This window comes from Leisingera sp. F5 (assembly GCF_001593695.1).
In genome coordinates, this window is the sequence record NZ_LUKH01000006.1 from 52,210 (window position 1) to 69,866 (window position 17,657).

Here is a 17,657-nt window from a genome sequence, read left to right on the forward strand (position 1 = left end):
GCAGTGCAGAAAAAAATCGCAAATCCCGTCAAATCAACGGTTTGCCTTGACCCTTACATAAGATCCAGGGGCAGGCATCAAAGAGGGGTAGCCCGAATCGCCGGCTTCACGGGCGGGAACCTGCTTGCCGGAGCGCTTCTTCAGCCACTCATTCCAACGCGGCCACCAGGAGCCTTCGTGATATTCCGCACCTTCCATCCAGGCTTCGCTGTCCCCTTTCAGATCGGTATTGGTGTAGTGGCCGTATTTCTTCTTGCTGGGCGGGTTGACGATGCCCGCGATATGGCCGGACTCAGACACGATGAAGCTCTTGCTGCGCGATCCCATCTGCTGCACGCCGCGGTAGCAGTCTTTCCAGCGGGCGATATGGTCGGTCTCGCAGGTGATCGACATCAGCGGCACATCCACATCCTTGATATGCAGCTTGTGCCCCATCAGCTCAAACCCGTCGCGAGCAAATTCATTGTTCTGGCATAGGCCCCGCAGATACTGCACCGCCATCCGGCCCGGCAGGTTGGCGCCATCGCCGTTCCAATAGAGCAGATCAAAGGCCGGCGGCGTCTCGCCCATCATGTAGCTTTTGACGGCGGGGCCATAGATCAGATCCTTGGAACGCAGGAACGACATGGTCCGGGCAATCACCCAGGAGCGCAGCAGCCCTTCCTCTTCCACCTGCGCCTCGATCCCGTCAACGAAATCATTCTGCAGGAACGGCGTGAATTCGCCCTGATCGCCGAAGTCTGTCAGCGTGGTAAAAAAGGTTGCCGATTTTACCGAAGTGTCGCCACGCTGCTTCAACAGCGACAATGTCAGGCTCAGCGTGCTGCCGGCAATGCAATAGCCCACCGCGTTCACCTGCTTGACCTTGCAGATCTCCTTGACCGTCTCAATCGCAGTCAGGAAACCCTCCTGCATGTAGTCTTCCATTCCCACGTCGGCATGGCTGGCATCCGCATTGACCCAGGAGACGACGAACAGGGTATAGCCCTGCTCAGTCACCCATTTGATCATGCTGTTCTGCGCCTTCAGGTCGAGGATATAGAACTTGTTGATCCAGGGCGGAAACAGCACGATCGGGGTCTCATGCACGGTTTCCGTCGCGGGTTTGTACTGGATCAGCTCCATCATCCGGTTGCGGTAGACCACATCGCCGGACGTGGTCGCGATGTTGCCGCCCAGCTCAAAGGCGCTTTCATCCGCCAGCCGCACCACCAGCTCACCATTGTTGGCTTCCAGATCGGTGACCAGATTCTCCAGCCCGTCGATCAGCGACTGGCCTTCGGTCGCAACAGCCTTTTCCAGCGCATCCGGATTGGTGGGCAGAAAATTGGTCGGCGACATCATCTCGATGATCTGGTCGGCGAAATACGTCAGCCGCTGCTTGTCCTTGCCGTCCAACTCGCTCGCATCCTGCACCGCTTTGCGGATCGCATCGGCGTTGGTCATGTACTGCTGCTTCACAAAGTGGAAATACGGGCTGCTCTCCCACAAAGGATTCGAAAACCGGCGGTCCTTGGCGCCGCCGTCGTCCGCGCTGCCCATCTGACCGGCCAAGGTCTTTTGCGCTTCGGCGAAATTCAGCACCGATTTGCTCCAGTATTCGACTTGCTGCTCCAGGATCTTGGCAGGGTTTTGCATCGCCTCCGTCCAATAGGCGGTTGCTGCACGTGCATAAAGCTCTTGATTCGGGCCGTCCAAAGCAGCGTTATGCGGGGTCTTCCGGGACATGACATCGGCCAGACGCTTGCTCAGCTCCTCAACACGGCTCATGTTTTCCTTAAGCTTTTCAATGCTCTCAGAATTGGCCGCTGCGGATAATTCGTCACTAGTTGTCATATAAATGAATCCCTCATAGGCTTTCTGCTATGCAGAATACCTTCTGCATTTTTCAGGGCGAAGCGGCGATTGGTCCAATGTTCCGGATTTGATGGTCCGATGACGCAGGGGCAGAGCCCGAAGGAGACACGCATGCGATACATGATGACCTACGATCTGATGGAGACCGTCCGGAACACCAACCAATGGTTGGGCGCCACCGCCCTCTCCATGGCATCTTACCCGGTCTTTTCCGCCTTGCCAAACCCTGCCCTCAGCTGGATGGCCGCCTGGGGTGAAGTGACGGAACGTACTTACCAGCGGATGGTGGTGAAACCTGACTGGGGTATCCGCACTTTCACCTGCGAAGACGGCAAGGACCATCTGGTGGACATCACCACTGTCGTTGAACGCCCGTTCGGCGATCTGCTCCACTTCAAGGTCAACGGACGCGAGGAACAGCCCCGCAAGGTGCTGCTGGTTGCTCCGATGTCCGGCCATTACGCCACCCTTCTCCGCTCTACCGTCCAAAGCTTGATCGTGAACTGTGAAGTCTATGTGACGGACTGGCACAATGCGCGCGATATCCCTGTTTCCGCGGGGAAATTCGACGTCGAGGATTACACGCTCTACCTCGTCGACTTCATGCGCGAGCTGGGCCCCGACACCCATGTGGTCGCGGTTTGCCAGCCGGTGCCTTTGACCCTGGCTGCGACCGCCTATCTGGCCGAGCAGGATCCCCAGGCGCAGCCGTCATCCCTGACGCTGATCGGCGGCCCGGTGGATCCGGATGCCACCCCGACCGAGGTCACCGATTTCGGCCGCCGCGTCACCATGGGCCAGCTGGAAGAAACCATGATCCAGCGGGTCGGTTACAAATACAAAGGCGTGGGGCGCAAGGTCTATCCTGGCCTGTTGCAGCTTTCCTCTTTCATGTCGATGAACGGCGAGCGCCATTCCAAGGCCTTCATGGACCAGATCCACCGCGTTTCCCGCGGCGAGGCCTCGGATCACGACGCCCACAACCGTTTCTACGACGAATATCTTGCCGTCATGGACATGACGGCCGAATTCTACCTGTCCACCGTCGAGCGTGTCTTCAAACGACGCGAAATCGCCCGCAACGAATTCACCGTGAACGGCCACAAGGTCGATATTGGCAAGATCACCAATGTGGCGGTGAAAACTGTCGAAGGCGCCAAAGATGATATCTCTGCCCCCGGCCAATGCGTCGCGGCGCTGGATCTGTGCACCGGACTGCCTGAAAGCATGAAGGCCAGCCACCTGGAGCCGGGCGCCGGCCACTATGGTATCTTTGCCGGCCGCAGCTGGCGCGACAATATCCGTCCGCTGGTGATTGATTTCATGAACGCCAACAGCCGCCAAAAGCCGGGCCGCAAACCGGCCAACAAGAACACGGCAGCCTGACCGCATGGGCGGCGGGCTGGCGTTTTCCTGCAACTGCGGGACCTTGCGCGGTGAAGTCTCCGCGCAGGGCATCAAAGGCGGCACCCGTGTTGTCTGCTATTGCGCTGACTGCCGCGCCAATGAACTGTACCACGGCCAGCCCGACCCGGCGCCGGATCCGGTGGATCTGTTCCAGCTGGCGCCGGACAGCATCTCCGTTACTCAGGGCGCCGCGCACCTGAAAGCCCTGCGCCTTGGCCCTCGCGGCCCCTTGCGCTGGTACGCGTCCTGCTGCGGCACGCCATTTGCAAACACGCTGGCCAAGCCCGCGCTGCCCTTTGCCGGGATACGCTCAGACGTGTTCAAAGATAAATCCGCGCTTGGCAAAATCCGCGCCAAGGCTTTCCTCCCGGCTACAGGCAAACAGTCCCGGACCAAGGGCGGCGGGGTGATGGCCTGGGGCATCCTCAGCCGGATGATCACCTCGCGCCTGTCCGGAAAATGGCAGCAAACGCCGTTCTTCGATGCAGAAACCGGCAAACCGGTGGCCGAGCCCGAATTGCTCAGCAAAGACCAGCGCGCAAGACTCTACCCTTAGGGCACAGGCACGGCCAGCCAGTGCAGCAGCGCCCGGTTGACAGCGTCGGGCTGTTCCAGCACCGGCAAATGTCCAGCCTCAGGCAGGATCTCCAGCCGCGAATCCGGGATCAGCTGCGCCAGCAGATCCAGTTTTGCTGGCGGCACAATCGTGTCATGTTCTCCACCCAGAACCAGCGTCGGCACATGCGCCCGCCGCAACGTGAATTGCTGGTCCGGCCGCCGCTGAAGGGCACGCGCCTGCGCCACATACATCTCCGGCCCCAGCTCCAATCCCATCCGGCAGAACATGTTGTGAACTTCCAGCCGCAAAGGCCCGGGTGCGAATGCCTCCATTGGCATGGTCTCGCGCAGCACGTCTTCCAGCCGTCCGGCGCGGGCGGCAACAATCTGCGGCTCGCGGTTGGCAGCCTGATCCGGCGTCTCGGCCAGCGGGCTGGCTCCCATGATGCACAGCCGGCTGATCCGCTCGGGGGCGCGGCGCAGCAGCTCCATCGCCAGGATCCCGCCCATCGACACACCGGCAAGGGAAAACCGCGGCGGCAGGTGGCCCAGCATCCGCGCGGCGATCTTTTCCACCGTGTCGCCGCCCACCAGCGGCAGCACCATCACCGGCATACTGCCGGAAAAACTCCTGACCTGAGCGTCAAAAATCCGGCCGTCGCACATCATCCCCGGCAGCAGAACCAAAGGTTCGCGGCACGGTTGCTGGTCATAAGGCATATCCTGCCCTCGCGGTTTGCCTTCCACCCGTTGGTTCAACTCTGCGAAGAACGAACCCGCGGATCAAGAAAAACCTCGCGGCGGCAGAGATTTACGGAACAGCTGCCGCCGCCCTGCCACGCTCAGTGGCCGTTCCAGCGGAACGCGCCATTCTCCGCCAAGGGTGAGAACGGGTTAAAGGCAATCTCCCAGATATGCCCGTCCGGGCTGCGGAAATAGCCGTGGTGCCCGCCCCAGAACACGTCCTGCGCAGGCTTCAGAACCTCCGCGCCGGCTGCCTCTGCCGCCGCCAGCAGCACAGCCACGTCTTCCTCGCTGCGGGTGTTGTGGCTCAGCGTCATCGCACCGGTGCCCAATTCTGCTTCCGGCAGACCGGTTTCCGCCGCCAGCGCCGCCAGCGGATACAGCCCCAAGGTCTGCGAGATCAGATCAAAGGCAATCACCCCGTCCGGACTTTCTGCACGCCGCCAGCCCAAAGCCTCATAAAAGGCAGCGGCTTTGGCCATATCCGGCACGCCCAGCGTAATCAGGCTCACCCTCTGTTCCATCATTCAATCCTTTGCATTTTCAACCACTCTGCTGCGTCCGGCCAGGCCGCTCCGGGGCGCGCCCAAACAGCCGCATCAGGCGCCGCCCAGAACGTCCAGCACCGCGTCTTCCATCATCTTCAGGCAGGCCTCGTCCGAAAACCGGTGGTCGGCATCTTTCACCAGGTTGAGCCGCATATCCGGACAGGTCGCGTGATCCATCAGCCGCAGCGCGGTTTCCGTCGATACAGCCGTATCCGCGGTCCCCTGCAAGCAGCGGACCTTGAAAGGCAGGAACAGCGGCGTGCGCAGGACCAGCCGTTTGCGGCCATCCTCGATCATCCGCTTGGAGATATGATAGGGCTCCATGTAGTCACTGGGCAGTTCCACATAGCCGCGGCTGTGCAGCTCGGCCTTCTGCGCATCCGAGAAATTGGCCCAGTACCCGTCCTCGGTGAAATCCGGCGCCGCGGCGATGGTCACCAACCCCTTGATCCGCTCCGGCATTTCGCGCGCCAGCAGCAACGCCTGCCAGCCGCCCATAGACGACCCGACAGGGATAATCCCCCCCTCGGTCAGCTGCGCCACCGCCTCCAGCGTGTCCTCGTGCCAATCGCCAATGCAGCCTTCCTCAAACGTGCCCGAGCTTTCGCCGTGGCCGGAGTAATCAAACCGCAGAAAGGCATGCCCGCGCGCCTTGGCCCATGCCTCCAGATGCACCGCCTTGGTGCCCTCCATATCGGATTTCAGGCCGCCCAGGAACACCACGCACGGCCCCTGCCCCTCACTCTTGTGATAAGCAATCCGGCGGCCTTGCGCGGTCTCGAGGAATGATGTGGCGGGCATGTTGTTGGTCTCCTGTCCTTTTCCCTAAGATGTGGCATGGCAGCGCCTGCCCCGCAAGCGCCGGCACTCCCTGCTTGCCCCCCCCCCGCCTGCCTCCTTATGGTCCGCGAAAATTTTCAAGGGACCTTGGGCATGTTCAGACTCATTAAGAGCATTGCGATCACCGCCGCCATCCTGGCCGTGGCACTGACCACCGCCTGGGCCGCCCTGGCGCTGTGGTACCGGCTGCCCTTTGGCACGATACCGCGCGGCCTGCTGGCAGGCGGGTTTGCGTTCCTGGGTCTCACCGTTATTGCCGGTCTGTTCCGCAGGCGTGCCGCGCGCGCGCTGACCACCTTCACCCTGGCTCTGGCTGCGGTGATCCTGTGGTGGTCCACCCTGACGCCGCCGGACGCGCGCAACTGGGCCCCTGACGTGGCCCGCCAGGTCACCGGCCGGGTGGAAGGCGACACCCTCACGCTCACCGATGTGCGCAATTTCGACTGGCAAACCCCTGAAGACTTCAGCGAAAGCTGGGAGACCCGCAGCTATGACCTGACCACGCTCGGCACCGTGGATCTGTTCATGTCCTATTGGGCCGGCCCGCAAATGGCCCATATGATCGTCAGCTTCGGCTTTGAAAACGGCGATCACATCGCCTGGTCGGTCGAGGTGCGGCGCCAGCTTGGCGGCGGCTTCTCACCCATTGCGGACCTGTTCAAATCCAACACCCTGGTGATCCTTGCCGCCGATGAACGCGACGTGGTTGGCACCCGCACCAATGCCCGCGGCGAGAACGTGCAGCTGTTCCGCATTGACGTCAGCGCCGAGACCGCCCGCACCTTGCTGATGCAATATGTCGATGCGGCCAACAGCCTCGCCGCCCGGCCGCAGTGGTATAATTCACTCACCACCAATTGCACCACCGTGGTGATGACAATGATCCGCGCCTTTGCAGACGAGGTCCCGCTGGACTGGCGGGTGCTGGCAAACGGCTATCTGCCGGATTATGCATGGGAACAGGGCGTGCTGGACCAGGCCCGCACGGTCAAAGAACTGCGTGCCCTGGGAAGCATCACAGCAATTGCCCAGGCCCACGGCGTGACCCCGGATTATTCCCAAGTGATCCGCCAAGGCATCCCCGCGTTCATATCGAACTGATCCGGCTTCTTTCTGGTTTAAAATACCCCGGGGAGCGCGAGGGGCCGGCCCCTCGCCTGTTTTCTGTTGCAGATAAATTCAGCAAGCACCTATGGGCATAGTCACGAAACTACGGCAGCCGGGCTGGAAACGGTTTTCTGCGTGCTCAAGCGCCCCAGCAAATCCTGTATCCGGGTCAATGCCTCACCTGTCAGCCGTGCCTTCTCCCGGCTCGGCCCGCCTTCGACATGGGCGCAATGCTCATAAGACAGACGGCGCTGCGACAGGATTTCCCTGGACTGGCACAGCGCGGTTTCAATCAGGTCCACATCTTCAACCGTCAGGTCAAAGTTCGGGTTCGGGCGGGTCATCGGAACACTCCTCCGGGTATGTCCATGGGTATAAATCTTCTGGCCACACTGCCCCAGACCGTTTTGCATTGCAATATTTTTTTGTTATTTTTCAGATGCTTACCTGTATACATATATGTGCAATCGCATACATAGGCACACAGTGAAATTTTCCGGGGCAATAACAGACACATGCAAACCCGTCTTGACTTGGCCCTGCTTTGACCGCAAAACGCGCGGACGAAACACATACCCGCAACCGGGCGTTCTGTGGGCGCCAAACCGACGAGGAGCAGCCAGACAATGGCCCAAATCTCTCTCTCCTTCCCCGATGGCAATGCACGATCCTATGACGCAGGCGTAACCCCTGCGCAGGTGGCTTCCAGCATTTCCACCTCACTGGCCAAAAAGGCCATCTCCGCCACCGTCAACGATCAGCACTGGGACCTGCAGTGGCCGATTGATGCAGATGCGGCCATCGCCATCCACACCATGAAGGACGAGGTTCAGGCCAATGAACTGATCCGCCACGATCTGGCGCACGTCATGGCCCGCGCGGTGCAGGAAATCTGGCCCGACACCAAGGTCACCATCGGCCCGGTTATTGAAAACGGCTGGTACTACGACTTTGACCGGGCTGAGCCCTTCACCCCCGAAGATCTCGGCACCATCGAGAAAAAGATGAAGGACATCATCAACAAGCGTGATGAAGTCCGCACCGAGGTCTGGGAGCGCGACCGCGCGATCCAGCATTACACCGACTTGGGCGAACCCTATAAGGTCGAGCTGATCGAGAGCATCCCGGGCGATGAGCCGCTGCGCATGTACTGGCATGGGCATTGGCAGGATCTCTGCCGCGGCCCGCACCTGCAGCACACCGGCCAGCTGCCGGGTGACGCCTTCAAGCTGATGAGCATCGCAGGCGCATACTGGCGCGGCGACAGCTCCCGCGCCATGCTGCAGCGGATCTACGGCGTTGCCTTCACCGGCAAGGAAAAGCTGAAAGCCCACCTGCATATGCTGGAAGAGGCCGCCAAGCGCGACCACCGCAAGCTGGGCCGCGAGATGAGCCTGTTCCACATGCAGGAAGAAGCTCCGGGCCAGATCTTCTGGCACCCGAACGGCTGGCGCATCTACACCCAGCTGCAGGATTACATGCGCCGCATGCAGGAGCGCGACGGCTATGTCGAGGTGAACACCCCGCAGGTCGTGGACCGCAAACTGTGGGAGGCTTCGGGCCACTGGGATAAATACCAAGAGAATATGTTCATCGTCGAAGTGGACGAGGATCATGCCCGTGAAAAGGCGATCAACGCACTGAAGCCGATGAACTGCCCCTGCCACGTGCAGGTGTTCAACCAGGGCCTCAAATCCTACCGCGACCTGCCGCTGCGGATGGCCGAATTCGGCTCCTGCGCGCGGTATGAACCCTCGGGCGCGCTGCACGGTATCATGCGGGTGCGCGGCTTCACGCAGGACGATGGCCATATCTTCTGCGCCGAGGATCAGATCGAGTCTGAAACCGCCAAGTTCATTGCCTTCCTGTCCAAGGTCTATGCCGACCTCGGTTTCCACAACTGGACCATCAAGCTCTCGACCCGCCCGGAAAAGCGGATCGGCAGCGACGAAAGCTGGGATCTGGTGGAAAAGGCCCTGGGTGATGCCTGCAAGGCGGCCGGTTATGACTATGAGCTTCTTGAAGGCGAAGGCGCCTTCTATGGTCCCAAGCTCGAATTCACGCTGACCGATGCCATCGGCCGGAACTGGCAGTGCGGCACTTTGCAGGTTGATCCCAACCTGCCGGAGCGGCTGGAAGCGAGCTTTATCGGCGCCGACGGCAACAAGCACCGCCCGTTCATGCTGCACCGCGCCTGCCTGGGCTCTTTCGAGCGTTTCATCGGAATCCTGATCGAAGAGCACGCTGGCAAGCTGCCGTTCTGGCTCGCCCCGCGCCAGGTTGTCGTCGCTTCGATCACCTCTGATGCAGATGACTATGTGCAGGAGGTTGTTGCCAATCTGCAAAAGGCCGGCGTGCGCGCCGAGGCCGACATCCGCAACGAGAAGATCAACTACAAGGTCCGCGAGCATTCGGTGGGCAAGGTGCCGGTTATTCTTGCCGTCGGCCACCGCGAGGTGGAGGAGCGCACCGTCTCCGTCCGCCGTCTTGGTGAAAAGCAGACCAGGGTCGACACCCTGGAAAATGTTACAAAGGCGCTGGCCGTGGAAGCGACCCCGCCGGACCTTCTGTAACATTTCGCGGGAAGATCAGCATCAGCGGCCCCCATTCGGGGGCCGTTTTGTTACAAACGCCTGCAATTCTCCCTGAAATCAGCTCTTTACCCGGCGTTCCGCTGTCACATACGCTGACGCAGGCGTGAGACACGGGGTCGTGACTTAAAATCCCGGAAACCACGGGTTAGGGTTTCCCTGTCATCACGACACCGCATGTTAAACCGAAAGGAATTCACGAGATGTCGAACACCGCAAAATCCCTGGCCGTTGCAAGCGCCGTTGCCGCCGCACTGACCGCCGCTTCGACCATCCCCGCTGCAGCCGCCACCAAGGAAAAGTGCTACGGCGTTTCGCTGGCCGGCCAGAACGACTGCGCCGCCGGCCCCGGCACCACTTGTGCGGGCACCTCGACCACCGACTACCAGGGCAACGCCTGGACGCTGGTTGATGCAGGCACCTGCGAGGGCCTGGAACTGCCGGCAACTGCAGACGGCTCTGCGCGCAAGGGTTCGCTGGAACCGCTGGAACGCGACCTGCCGGCATAAGCGCCGCTTGAATATGGGGGCGGGAGTGTGAATTCCCGCCCTTTTTGCACCCGGAAACAGGACTTCCCATGCTTGACGCCGCTGCACATGACAGATTGCCTGCCGCCCCCGGCGTTGGCTACAAGCCGCAGCATTTCGCCCAGATCACTGCCGATCCGGGCGCTGTCAAATGGCTGGAAATCCACGCAGAAAACTACATGGGGGACGGCGGACGCCCGATTGCGCAGCTGCGCTGTCTTGCTGAAGATTTTGCCATGTCGGTGCATGGCGTGGGCCTGTCGATCGGCGGCGAAGGCCCGCTGGACGCAGACCACCTCGCCCGGCTCAAGCATCTGGTGTCCTGGCTGAACCCCGCCAGCTTCTCCGAACATCTGGCCTGGTCCACCCACGACAGCCATTTCTACAACGACCTGCTGCCGCTGCCCTACACGGACACCAGCCTGCAGCGGATCTGCGATCACATTGACGAATTGCAGGACACTATCGGGCGGCGGATGCTGCTTGAAAACCCCTCCAGCTACCTCGCCTTTGCCGAAAGCACCTGGTCCGAGCCGGAGTTCCTGTCCGAGATCTCCCGCCGCACCGGCTGCGGGCTGCTGCTGGATGTGAACAACGTTTTTGTCTCGGCCACCAATCTCGGCTTCTCACCGCAGGGCTACATTGACGCCTTTCCGCTGGACAAGGTGGGTGAAATCCACCTCGGCGGCCATGAAGAGGATGAGGACGAGCACGGCCATCCCCTGCTGATCGACAGTCATGGCGCCGAGATAGTAGACCCGGTCTGGGCACTTTTGGACTATACCCTCGCCAAATCCGGCTCCAAGCCGGTTCTGATCGAATGGGACAACGACGTGCCGGACTGGCCTGTGCTGGAAGCCGAGGCCGCCCGCGCCGCAACCGCGCTGGAGCGCGTCCCGGCATGAGCGTGACCCAGACAGACTTCGCCCGCGCCATGATGGATGCGGGACAGCAGGTACCCGATGGCCTGATAGATCATCAGGCCCAGCCCGCCGGGCGCCGCTTCAGCGTCTACCGCAACAATGTCGCTGTCTCATTGACCGAGGCCATGCACAGCGCCTTCCCGGTGATTGCCAAACTCTTGGGCAAACAGAACATGGACGGGCTTGCCGGCATCTACCTGCGCCAGTATCCGCCGTCCTCGCCGCTGATGATGTTTTATGGCGAACACTTCCCCGCCTTCCTGGAGGGCATGGAGCCACTCAAGCACCTGGGTTATCTGGGCGATGCGGCCCGGCTGGAACTGGCCCTGCGCCGCGCATACCACGCCGCGGATGCAACGCCCATCGCACCCGAAGCATTGGGCGCATTGACGCCCGAGGACCTGATGAACACACGCGTGGCCCTGGCCCCTGCGGTGCAGGTCCTGTGCTCACCATGGCCCATTCATGGCTTGTGGCGCTACAACACCGAAGACGGCGCCCCCAAGCCTGAGGCGCAGGCCCAGGACGTGCTGATCACCCGCCCCGAATTCGACCCCATTCCCCAGCTTCTGCCGCCCGCGGGCGCAGCCTGGATCCGCGCCCTGATGGGGGGCGCCAGCATCGGCGAAGCCTTGGAACAGGCCGCCGCCGAAGACGAAACATTCGACCTGGGTGCCACGCTGGCCCTGCTGTTGCAGGGCGGCGCGATCACAGGACTGGACAGCAAAGGGTAAGACCATGCACGCACTTGTCTCCATTCACAACGCAGTTTTCGGCCTGGTGGAAAAGGCCGGCGACTGGCTGATGCCGCTCGCGGCACGCTTTGTCTTCGCCTCCACACTTCTTCTTTACTACTGGAACTCCGGCCTGACCAAGCTGGGCGACGGCATCTTTGGCCTGTTCAGCCCCTCCATCGGCGCCTACAGCCAGATCTTCCCGAAACAGCTGGAGGCCGCAGGCTATGACGTCTCGCAATTCGGCCTGTTCCAGAAACTGGTGGTGCTTGCCGGCACTTACGCCGAGTTTATCCTGCCGCTGATGATCGTGATCGGCCTGGCCACCCGTCTGGCATCCTTCGGCATGATCGGTTTTATCATCGTTCAGTCCCTGACCGATGTCATCGGCCATGGCGCCACGGACGACAAGACCCTTGGCGCTCTGTTCGATCGCTTCCCGGATGCCGTGATCCTGGATCAGCGCCTGTTCTGGATCTTCGTGCTGACCTATCTGGTGGTGAAAGGCGCAGGCGCCCTGTCGGTGGACGCACTGCTGCGCCGCCAGTTGGAGCCAGCCATCGCCTGACCCGCTCCGGTCTAAACATAGCAAAGGCGCCCTGCCCCGGCAGCGGCGCCTTTTTCATGGAAGAGCGGCGTATCTTAGAAGTGCGCCTTGGGCTCGTCCGGCTTCCCGGCCGCCGCGGCAAAGCTCAGCGGGAAGATGGTAAAGACGTTGAGGCCAAACCCCGCATACATCCCCGCAGCCGATGCCAGCAGCAGGCCCCCGCCCCACAATGCGCGCGCCCGCGCCATCGCACCGCCGGCAATCGCCAAAAGCGGCGACAGCACCGCCAGCAGCCGCAGCCGTTCCACGTTACCGACTTGTTCAGCCAGCCCTTCGACCTCGCCGAAATGCTCCACCGCCGCAGTGTAGCCATAGCCGAAAAAGCCCACGATCATGCCGCAAACACCGGCGATGATCCCCAATACCAGGGCTGCGTTGCGCATATTGCCTCTCCCGAAACTTGCAGTAACGACATAGGCAGCGGTCTAAGATCCGCCAAGAGCCGCCTGCACGTTCTGATCCCAACCCAGGAATAATTCCCCGTCCCGGTCGATCAGCGGCCGCTTCATCAATGCAGGGTGTTCCCGCAACAGGGCCAGCGGCTCGCCTGCACGATCCCCCTCGCTCAGACCACGCCACGTGGTTGACCGCGTATTGACCAGTTTCGCGCCGAATTGTGCATAAGCCGCCTCCAGCACCCCCTCAGGCATGCCGCTTGTGCGGATATCGATCAGAATTGAGTTTTCGATACTCTTCAACGCCTTACGGCAGGTATCGCAGTTTTTCAGCCCGTAGATTTTCATTAATCCTCCATACTCCCCGGGAACCTCGCACAATTTATGGTGGAATGCGCCGGTTTCTCTTGATTTTCGAGCAGCCCGTGTAAAACTTAAAGTTGTCTGGCCTTACCTCACTCGCTTCAGACAACGGGACGGGCCGGATGTCTTGGGAAGCCTCAAGGCGACGTGCAAAGTAGAAGGAGACGCGGGAAATGCCAAGTGGCACCGTGAAGTGGTTCAACACCACCAAAGGGTATGGGTTTATTGAACCCGATCAAGGCGGCAAGGATGTGTTTGTGCACATTTCCGCGGTGGAACGGTCCGGCATGGCCGGCCTCGCGGACAACATGAAAGTCGGCTACGAGCTGTCCGAAGGCCGCGATGGCCGCCAAATGGCCGCAGAGCTGAAAGAGCTTTGACCGATTAATCTGCACTGCGCCCGGGATCAGACTGGGCGCAGGCAAAGACAGCCCGTCAGGCCCGCCGCAGATACTCAACCATCACACAGCCCGGATCGCTGCCGCGCAGAACCGTTTCCCCGGCCTTGGCCCACTCGCCTGCCTCAAATTCCGGAAAAAAGGCATCTGCATCCTCGATGGTCAGGTCCACCTCGGTGACAAGCAGCCGGTCGGCCATTTCCAGCATACCGCGGTAGATGCCTTCGCCGCCAATGCCATAGACCCGGCGGTAGCCTTGCGCATAGGCCTCCTGCACTGCCGCCCCGATCGACGGCAGCACAACCTCTGCCGCCTGCGGATTTGACGACACCACCAGATTCAGCCGGTTCTTCAGCGGTTTCACCGGCAGGCTGTCCCAGGTGTTGCGGCCCATGATTATGGCGCCGCCCAGCGTCTCGCGCTGAAACGCTTTCAAATCCTCAGGCGCAAACCAAGGGATGTCATTATCCTTGCCAATGGCCCCGTTGCGTGCCCGCGCAGCGATCAGGGTAATCATGAGTGTCTTCCTTGCTGTTCAGATTGCAACCGGTGCCTTGACGTCCGGACCGGGATCAAAATTCCGGATCCTGAAATCACCGGCGGTGAAATCGAAGAATGCGCCGCCCTGCCCTTTGACCTGCAAATGACGCATATGTTGAACGGTTTTTCTGTCCCCTTAGAATTGGCTATTGCCGCTATGGCCCCATCCCGCGCCTGCCCTGGTCTGCTCTTCCCCTGAAAAAGGCCAGCCACGGCCCGTAACCTGTCTGCCGGCCTTTCCAGCGCCCCGCCCGCTTGAATCTGACCGAACCGGACTATTTTGCATGTGCATTTCATAGCCGCCGGTTTTGGGCTGAGCAAGCGCGGTTGGCGCTGCGTTCTCAAACAACTCAAGCGCCCGCCGCGCTTGCTCAGCCCGATTTCAATCCTTTTCCCTTCGCTGCTGATCGGCACCCTGTTTGCACGGCTGTTGATGTATTCCCCGGCCACTCTGCCGGCGATCTCGAACATCCGCACCGGGAAAGCCTCCAGGGTGATGGCGCCGCGGGCGCGGTGATCCGACTGGGCTTTGTCAACACCGCCAGCCGGACCATCATCGCACAAACCGTTCAGGCATACCGCTCTGAAACCGGCTGGTTGCCGAATTGAACGGCCGGGACGAGAGCGCCTTTTGGCGCGGCGACGCAACCCGCGCTGCCGACGCAGGACATCATGGCTGCACCGGGCGTCTTTGCTTTCCTGACCAATGCCTTCACGGAAATGTTCAGCGCCAATACAATGGGCGCCGCCCGCGCCGCCGGGGTGGTTTACACCAACTGGCCCGGCGATGACCGGCGCCGATCCGGTTCCAGCACCGGCACAGCGCGCGATCGGCAGGGCGGTGCTTGGGCGGGGCGGTGCTTGAGCGGGGGCTGAATCGTTACGTGTCTTTTGGGATCACCGGTCTTGATAATATTCTGCCAGCTTGCGCTGCTGGCGGAACTGTACGCGGAGCGAAAGCTGCTGAGCTTGACCGAAGTGTCTCAGCATCGAAAGCACACCGGCCGACTGAAACGACTGGAGGAAGCGGCGCCGCTGCGGAGCACTTATGCCAGCGATATGCTGCGGTCGGCGCCGGTGTCGTCGTGCTGATGCCCCGCAGGCCGAACGTCCGCAGGTGCCGCGCTGCCTGCAGCACCTGCGGGTGAGTCCACTGGGAACGCCGGGACGCATCCCCCAACCCTGCCCGGCCGGTTTTGATCCGCTTGAGGCCGCCCTTGGCTGCCCCAGGAAACCAGCCTCGTCAGCCGGTTTAACATTACACCGCGACGTCGGCCTTGATGTGAGGATGAGGGTCGTAACCTTCGACTTCAAAGTCCTCAATCCGGTAGTCGTCGATACTCTCCGCACGTTTGGTCAGCGAGATTTTCGGCAATGGACGGGGGTCACGTGCCAGTTGCTCACGCGCTTGATCGAAATGATTGCGGTAAAGGTGCACATCCCCGCCGACCCAAACCAATTCACCGGGGCGAAGCCCCGCTTGTTGCGCAAGCATCAGCTGGAGCGCAGAGGCCCCCACATAGTTAAACGCCGCGCCCAGCAGCAAATCGACCGATCTCTGGAACAACAGGCAATTCAGGCGCCCGTCGGAGGTCACGTGATACTGATAAACCATATGACAGGGCGGCAGCGCCATCTCCCCCAGTTCCGCAACGTTCCAGCCGTGGAACAGCAGGCGCCGGCTCGCAGGGGTTTCGCGCAGCGAGCGGATCAGCGTCTCGATCTGGTCATGTTCGCGGCCATCAGATCCCATCCAGCGCCGCCACTGTTTGCCGTATACGGGGCCGAGCTCACCCCATCGGGCGGCAAAACCGTCGTCCTCGGTAATCCTGCGCTCGAAGTCCTGTTGCGTGATGTCTTCGCCTGTCTCGCGGCGATAGGCCGCCAGCGGCCAGTCTGTCCAGATCCGCACATTCTCCCGCAGCAGCGGCTGGATATTGGTGCCCCCGGTCAGGAACCAAAGCATTTCCTTGATTGCGGTTTTCCAATAGACGCGCTTGGTCGTCAGAATAGGCGCAGTGCCATCCGACAAATCAAAGCGGACCATGGCGCCGAACAGCGAGCGGGTGCCGACTCCTGTTCTGTCAACCCGCTCGTCCCCGTATTCAAGGACTCGTTCGATCAGGTCCAGGTACTGGTATTCCGGGTGCCGCATGCCTCTGTCTCCACATTTTTTTGCCATCAACAGAAAACTGTGTGGCAGCCCTTCTCAATCATAGTGAATAACCCGTGCCGGGTGATAGCTCATTCTTCTGTCCCAAGGACGTTCCACAACGCTTTGTGAAACAGAAAGCCGCGGCGCCGGCCCAGATACCGATGTATGGCTGCTTTCCTCGACTTGCACCCGAAATTCACGCCCCGGCATATCGGCTGCGCCATCAAGCGCCAAGATCAAAAACACCTCCACGCCGTTCCTTTCATACAACATATACGCAGCCGGATCTGAATTCGAGCTACATGCAGGTAGCGTATCCGCCACGGTTGCGTCCAAATGCCAACGGTTCAATTGACAACTGGCCGGTGCGGACCGAAGGTGGCGCAAAACGATAAAACATATTGAGGTAGAGGCAGATGAGGCGCTATTGGCTGGGACTGGCGGTTGTCACCGCGTTGTCCGCGTGCGGCGGGGGCAATCCGTTCAACACGACGACGGATGATCCCACAGGTGACCCGACCACCACCATCCCCGAAGCACTGGCAAACGACCTCGAGAGCGTCGATTATGACCCAGGCAACCAAACACTGACTGTTACTGGTGTCGGCCTGGATGAAACACCCTTTACCGCGACTTATGTCCGCAAGCCTGCTTTAGACCGCAATGGCTACGAGGCCTATTCCGTTCAGGACAACGCACTGACTGAGCACTCGACTGCCTATGTGCGTCAGACAGAAGGCGGTTACGCTGCTGTCGTTGTGACAGGCGGACAGTTCGGCACTTACCAGGGCGGCACAACCTACGGGCGCACCGGCAGCTTTTCCGCTCCCGATACGGACGCGGGGGCCGGCGGTATCGTCAGCTATGCCGGCACCTATGTGGGCCTGTTGAACATTGACGGCGACGGCGGCGACTTGCTCACCCCGGCTCCTGGCACCGACCCTTCCATTCTCCCTGGCCAATCTGCTGAAGTTACCGGCGATGTCTTCATCAATGCTGACTTCACACAAGACAGTGAAGTCAAAGGCCGGATCTACAACCGCCGGATCACCGACTTGCCTGCAACAGCCGTCGAGGATCTGACCCTCATGAACACGGCGATAACGTCGGACGGTTCGTTTACAGGCGCTGTCAATGCTGGAGGCACAAGTGTTGGCGAATACGGTGGCGTCTTTTCCGGTACGGATGCCGCAGCGGTTGCGGGATCGGTCCACGCGACAGGCCATATTGGAGCCTTTTCGGGGAATACCCCCCCGATCGAGGAGTACGGGGTCTTTGTGCTCGGCTCTTGCGATGGTGCCAGCCCCGACCCGGTCTGCAACCAGCCTGATCCTTAAACCATGCGCAAGGCCACCGCGGCTCT

At 60.9% G+C, this 17,657-nt stretch carries 21 protein-coding genes; 12 read left to right on the forward strand and 9 right to left on the reverse strand.

Annotation, left to right across the window (positions count from 1 at the left end; genetic code table 11):
• Nucleotides 1–33: 33 nt before the first annotated feature.
• The gene (locus A2I95_RS05130) at nucleotides 34–1,836 is read right to left on the reverse strand and encodes a class I poly(R)-hydroxyalkanoic acid synthase (protein WP_291728510.1); all 1,803 of its coding nucleotides are present in this window, start codon (nucleotides 1,834–1,836) and stop codon (nucleotides 34–36) included.
• A 132-nt stretch (nucleotides 1,837–1,968) separates the two neighbouring features.
• Between A2I95_RS05130 and phaZ the strand changes: the two genes are divergently transcribed.
• Together phaZ and A2I95_RS05140 are read left to right on the forward strand one after the other, a co-directional pair.
• On the forward strand, nucleotides 1,969–3,243 hold the full coding sequence (phaZ, locus tag A2I95_RS05135; protein ID WP_291728512.1) for a polyhydroxyalkanoate depolymerase: 1,275 nt from the start codon (nucleotides 1,969–1,971) through the stop codon (nucleotides 3,241–3,243).
• A gap of 4 nt (nucleotides 3,244–3,247) precedes the next feature.
• A complete protein-coding gene (locus A2I95_RS05140; protein WP_291728514.1) occupies nucleotides 3,248–3,820 on the forward strand; it encodes a DUF6151 family protein in 573 nt (190 codons plus the stop codon).
• Here A2I95_RS05140 and A2I95_RS05145 read toward each other — a convergent pair.
• The 3 genes from A2I95_RS05145 to A2I95_RS05155 all read right to left on the reverse strand — a co-directional run bounded on the left by A2I95_RS05145 (nucleotide 3,817) and on the right by A2I95_RS05155 (nucleotide 5,915).
• Complete coding sequence (locus A2I95_RS05145) at nucleotides 3,817–4,542, reverse strand: alpha/beta fold hydrolase (RefSeq protein WP_291728515.1); 726 nt, start codon at nucleotides 4,540–4,542, stop codon at nucleotides 3,817–3,819. The two genes, A2I95_RS05140 and A2I95_RS05145, sit on opposite strands and share 4 nt — an antisense overlap.
• Before the next feature lie 122 nt (nucleotides 4,543–4,664).
• The gene (locus A2I95_RS05150; protein ID WP_291728810.1) at nucleotides 4,665–5,090 is read right to left on the reverse strand and encodes a VOC family protein; all 426 of its coding nucleotides are present in this window, start codon (nucleotides 5,088–5,090) and stop codon (nucleotides 4,665–4,667) included.
• 75 nt (nucleotides 5,091–5,165) lie between these two features.
• Nucleotides 5,166–5,915, reverse strand: coding sequence for an alpha/beta hydrolase (locus tag A2I95_RS05155; RefSeq protein WP_291728518.1), 750 nt, complete (start codon nucleotides 5,913–5,915; stop codon nucleotides 5,166–5,168).
• Between the two features lie 132 nt (nucleotides 5,916–6,047).
• Here A2I95_RS05155 and A2I95_RS05160 point away from each other — a divergent pair, with 132 nt between their 5' ends.
• Nucleotides 6,048–7,055: a DUF4105 domain-containing protein gene (locus A2I95_RS05160; RefSeq protein WP_291728520.1), complete on the forward strand. Its 1,008-nt coding sequence runs from the start codon at nucleotides 6,048–6,050 to the stop codon at nucleotides 7,053–7,055.
• A 101-nt stretch (nucleotides 7,056–7,156) separates the two neighbouring features.
• On the opposite strand, the gene A2I95_RS05165 is transcribed toward A2I95_RS05160, so the two are convergent.
• Nucleotides 7,157–7,405 carry a hypothetical protein gene (locus A2I95_RS05165; protein ID WP_291728521.1) on the reverse strand — a complete coding sequence of 83 codons (249 nt, stop codon included), beginning with the start codon at nucleotides 7,403–7,405 and terminating at the stop codon, nucleotides 7,157–7,159.
• Between the two features lie 282 nt (nucleotides 7,406–7,687).
• Between A2I95_RS05165 and thrS the strand changes: the two genes are divergently transcribed.
• The 5 genes from thrS to A2I95_RS05190 all read left to right on the forward strand — a co-directional run bounded on the left by thrS (nucleotide 7,688) and on the right by A2I95_RS05190 (nucleotide 12,404).
• Nucleotides 7,688–9,634 carry a threonine--tRNA ligase gene (gene thrS, locus A2I95_RS05170; protein ID WP_291728523.1) on the forward strand — a complete coding sequence of 649 codons (1,947 nt, stop codon included), beginning with the start codon at nucleotides 7,688–7,690 and terminating at the stop codon, nucleotides 9,632–9,634.
• Nucleotides 9,635–9,855: 221 nt separating this feature from the next.
• Complete coding sequence (locus A2I95_RS05175; protein ID WP_291728525.1) at nucleotides 9,856–10,161, forward strand: DUF2282 domain-containing protein; 306 nt, start codon at nucleotides 9,856–9,858, stop codon at nucleotides 10,159–10,161.
• Nucleotides 10,162–10,229: 68 nt separating this feature from the next.
• Nucleotides 10,230–11,084, forward strand: a complete 855-nt coding sequence (locus tag A2I95_RS05180; protein WP_291728527.1) for a DUF692 domain-containing protein — start codon at nucleotides 10,230–10,232, stop codon at nucleotides 11,082–11,084.
• The gene (locus A2I95_RS05185; RefSeq protein ID WP_291728529.1) at nucleotides 11,081–11,836 is read left to right on the forward strand and encodes a DUF2063 domain-containing protein; all 756 of its coding nucleotides are present in this window, start codon (nucleotides 11,081–11,083) and stop codon (nucleotides 11,834–11,836) included. The genes A2I95_RS05180 and A2I95_RS05185 overlap by 4 nt, the downstream gene beginning before the upstream one ends.
• A gap of 4 nt (nucleotides 11,837–11,840) precedes the next feature.
• Nucleotides 11,841–12,404, forward strand: coding sequence for a DoxX family protein (locus A2I95_RS05190; RefSeq protein ID WP_291728531.1), 564 nt, complete (start codon nucleotides 11,841–11,843; stop codon nucleotides 12,402–12,404).
• A gap of 74 nt (nucleotides 12,405–12,478) precedes the next feature.
• Here the strand turns inward: A2I95_RS05190 and A2I95_RS05195 are convergent, their stop codons facing one another.
• The gene (locus A2I95_RS05195; protein ID WP_291728533.1) at nucleotides 12,479–12,826 is read right to left on the reverse strand and encodes a hypothetical protein; all 348 of its coding nucleotides are present in this window, start codon (nucleotides 12,824–12,826) and stop codon (nucleotides 12,479–12,481) included.
• A gap of 42 nt (nucleotides 12,827–12,868) precedes the next feature.
• A complete protein-coding gene (locus tag A2I95_RS05200) occupies nucleotides 12,869–13,186 on the reverse strand; it encodes an arsenate reductase family protein (RefSeq protein WP_291728535.1) in 318 nt (105 codons plus the stop codon).
• Nucleotides 13,187–13,374: 188 nt separating this feature from the next.
• Here A2I95_RS05200 and A2I95_RS05205 point away from each other — a divergent pair, with 188 nt between their 5' ends.
• Nucleotides 13,375–13,581: a cold-shock protein gene (locus A2I95_RS05205; RefSeq protein ID WP_027259410.1), complete on the forward strand. Its 207-nt coding sequence runs from the start codon at nucleotides 13,375–13,377 to the stop codon at nucleotides 13,579–13,581.
• A 55-nt stretch (nucleotides 13,582–13,636) separates the two neighbouring features.
• On the opposite strand, the gene A2I95_RS05210 is transcribed toward A2I95_RS05205, so the two are convergent.
• Entirely contained in the window at nucleotides 13,637–14,116 is a 480-nt protein-coding gene (locus A2I95_RS05210; RefSeq protein WP_291728540.1) for a dihydrofolate reductase, read from the reverse strand.
• 278 nt (nucleotides 14,117–14,394) lie between these two features.
• Between A2I95_RS05210 and A2I95_RS05215 the strand changes: the two genes are divergently transcribed.
• Together A2I95_RS05215 and A2I95_RS05220 are read left to right on the forward strand one after the other, a co-directional pair.
• The gene (locus tag A2I95_RS05215) at nucleotides 14,395–14,748 is read left to right on the forward strand and encodes a hypothetical protein (RefSeq protein WP_291728542.1); all 354 of its coding nucleotides are present in this window, start codon (nucleotides 14,395–14,397) and stop codon (nucleotides 14,746–14,748) included.
• Between the two features lie 63 nt (nucleotides 14,749–14,811).
• On the forward strand, nucleotides 14,812–15,015 hold the full coding sequence (locus A2I95_RS05220) for a hypothetical protein (protein WP_291728544.1): 204 nt from the start codon (nucleotides 14,812–14,814) through the stop codon (nucleotides 15,013–15,015).
• Between the two features lie 382 nt (nucleotides 15,016–15,397).
• On the opposite strand, the gene A2I95_RS05225 is transcribed toward A2I95_RS05220, so the two are convergent.
• Nucleotides 15,398–16,294 carry a thymidylate synthase gene (locus A2I95_RS05225; RefSeq protein ID WP_291728545.1) on the reverse strand — a complete coding sequence of 299 codons (897 nt, stop codon included), beginning with the start codon at nucleotides 16,292–16,294 and terminating at the stop codon, nucleotides 15,398–15,400.
• Nucleotides 16,295–16,710: 416 nt separating this feature from the next.
• On the opposite strand from A2I95_RS05225, the gene A2I95_RS05230 reads away from it, so the two are divergent.
• The gene (locus A2I95_RS05230) at nucleotides 16,711–17,631 is read left to right on the forward strand and encodes a thymidylate synthase (protein ID WP_291728547.1); all 921 of its coding nucleotides are present in this window, start codon (nucleotides 16,711–16,713) and stop codon (nucleotides 17,629–17,631) included.
• Nucleotides 17,632–17,657 lie beyond the last annotated feature (26 nt).

Excerpts from the sequence above, each read along its gene's own strand:
- A2I95_RS05130 (WP_291728510.1), bottom strand. The coding sequence starts at position 1,836 with ATGACAACTAGTGACGAATTATCCGCAGCGGCCAATTCTGAGAGCATT.
- phaZ (WP_291728512.1), top strand. The coding sequence starts at position 1,969 with ATGCGATACATGATGACCTACGATCTGATGGAGACCGTCCGGAACACC.
- A2I95_RS05140 (WP_291728514.1), top strand. The coding sequence starts at position 3,248 with ATGGGCGGCGGGCTGGCGTTTTCCTGCAACTGCGGGACCTTGCGCGGT.
- A2I95_RS05145 (WP_291728515.1), bottom strand. The coding sequence starts at position 4,542 with ATGCCTTATGACCAGCAACCGTGCCGCGAACCTTTGGTTCTGCTGCCG.
- A2I95_RS05150 (WP_291728810.1), bottom strand. The coding sequence starts at position 5,090 with ATGGAACAGAGGGTGAGCCTGATTACGCTGGGCGTGCCGGATATGGCC.
- A2I95_RS05155 (WP_291728518.1), bottom strand. The coding sequence starts at position 5,915 with ATGCCCGCCACATCATTCCTCGAGACCGCGCAAGGCCGCCGGATTGCT.
- A2I95_RS05160 (WP_291728520.1), top strand. The coding sequence starts at position 6,048 with ATGTTCAGACTCATTAAGAGCATTGCGATCACCGCCGCCATCCTGGCC.
- A2I95_RS05165 (WP_291728521.1), bottom strand. The coding sequence starts at position 7,405 with ATGACCCGCCCGAACCCGAACTTTGACCTGACGGTTGAAGATGTGGAC.
- thrS (WP_291728523.1), top strand. The coding sequence starts at position 7,688 with ATGGCCCAAATCTCTCTCTCCTTCCCCGATGGCAATGCACGATCCTAT.
- A2I95_RS05175 (WP_291728525.1), top strand. The coding sequence starts at position 9,856 with ATGTCGAACACCGCAAAATCCCTGGCCGTTGCAAGCGCCGTTGCCGCC.
- A2I95_RS05180 (WP_291728527.1), top strand. The coding sequence starts at position 10,230 with ATGCTTGACGCCGCTGCACATGACAGATTGCCTGCCGCCCCCGGCGTT.
- A2I95_RS05185 (WP_291728529.1), top strand. The coding sequence starts at position 11,081 with ATGAGCGTGACCCAGACAGACTTCGCCCGCGCCATGATGGATGCGGGA.
- A2I95_RS05190 (WP_291728531.1), top strand. The coding sequence starts at position 11,841 with ATGCACGCACTTGTCTCCATTCACAACGCAGTTTTCGGCCTGGTGGAA.
- A2I95_RS05195 (WP_291728533.1), bottom strand. The coding sequence starts at position 12,826 with ATGCGCAACGCAGCCCTGGTATTGGGGATCATCGCCGGTGTTTGCGGC.
- A2I95_RS05200 (WP_291728535.1), bottom strand. The coding sequence starts at position 13,186 with ATGAAAATCTACGGGCTGAAAAACTGCGATACCTGCCGTAAGGCGTTG.
- A2I95_RS05205 (WP_027259410.1), top strand. The coding sequence starts at position 13,375 with ATGCCAAGTGGCACCGTGAAGTGGTTCAACACCACCAAAGGGTATGGG.
- A2I95_RS05210 (WP_291728540.1), bottom strand. The coding sequence starts at position 14,116 with ATGATTACCCTGATCGCTGCGCGGGCACGCAACGGGGCCATTGGCAAG.
- A2I95_RS05220 (WP_291728544.1), top strand. The coding sequence starts at position 14,812 with ATGGCTGCACCGGGCGTCTTTGCTTTCCTGACCAATGCCTTCACGGAA.
- A2I95_RS05225 (WP_291728545.1), bottom strand. The coding sequence starts at position 16,294 with ATGCGGCACCCGGAATACCAGTACCTGGACCTGATCGAACGAGTCCTT.
- A2I95_RS05230 (WP_291728547.1), top strand. The coding sequence starts at position 16,711 with ATGAGGCGCTATTGGCTGGGACTGGCGGTTGTCACCGCGTTGTCCGCG.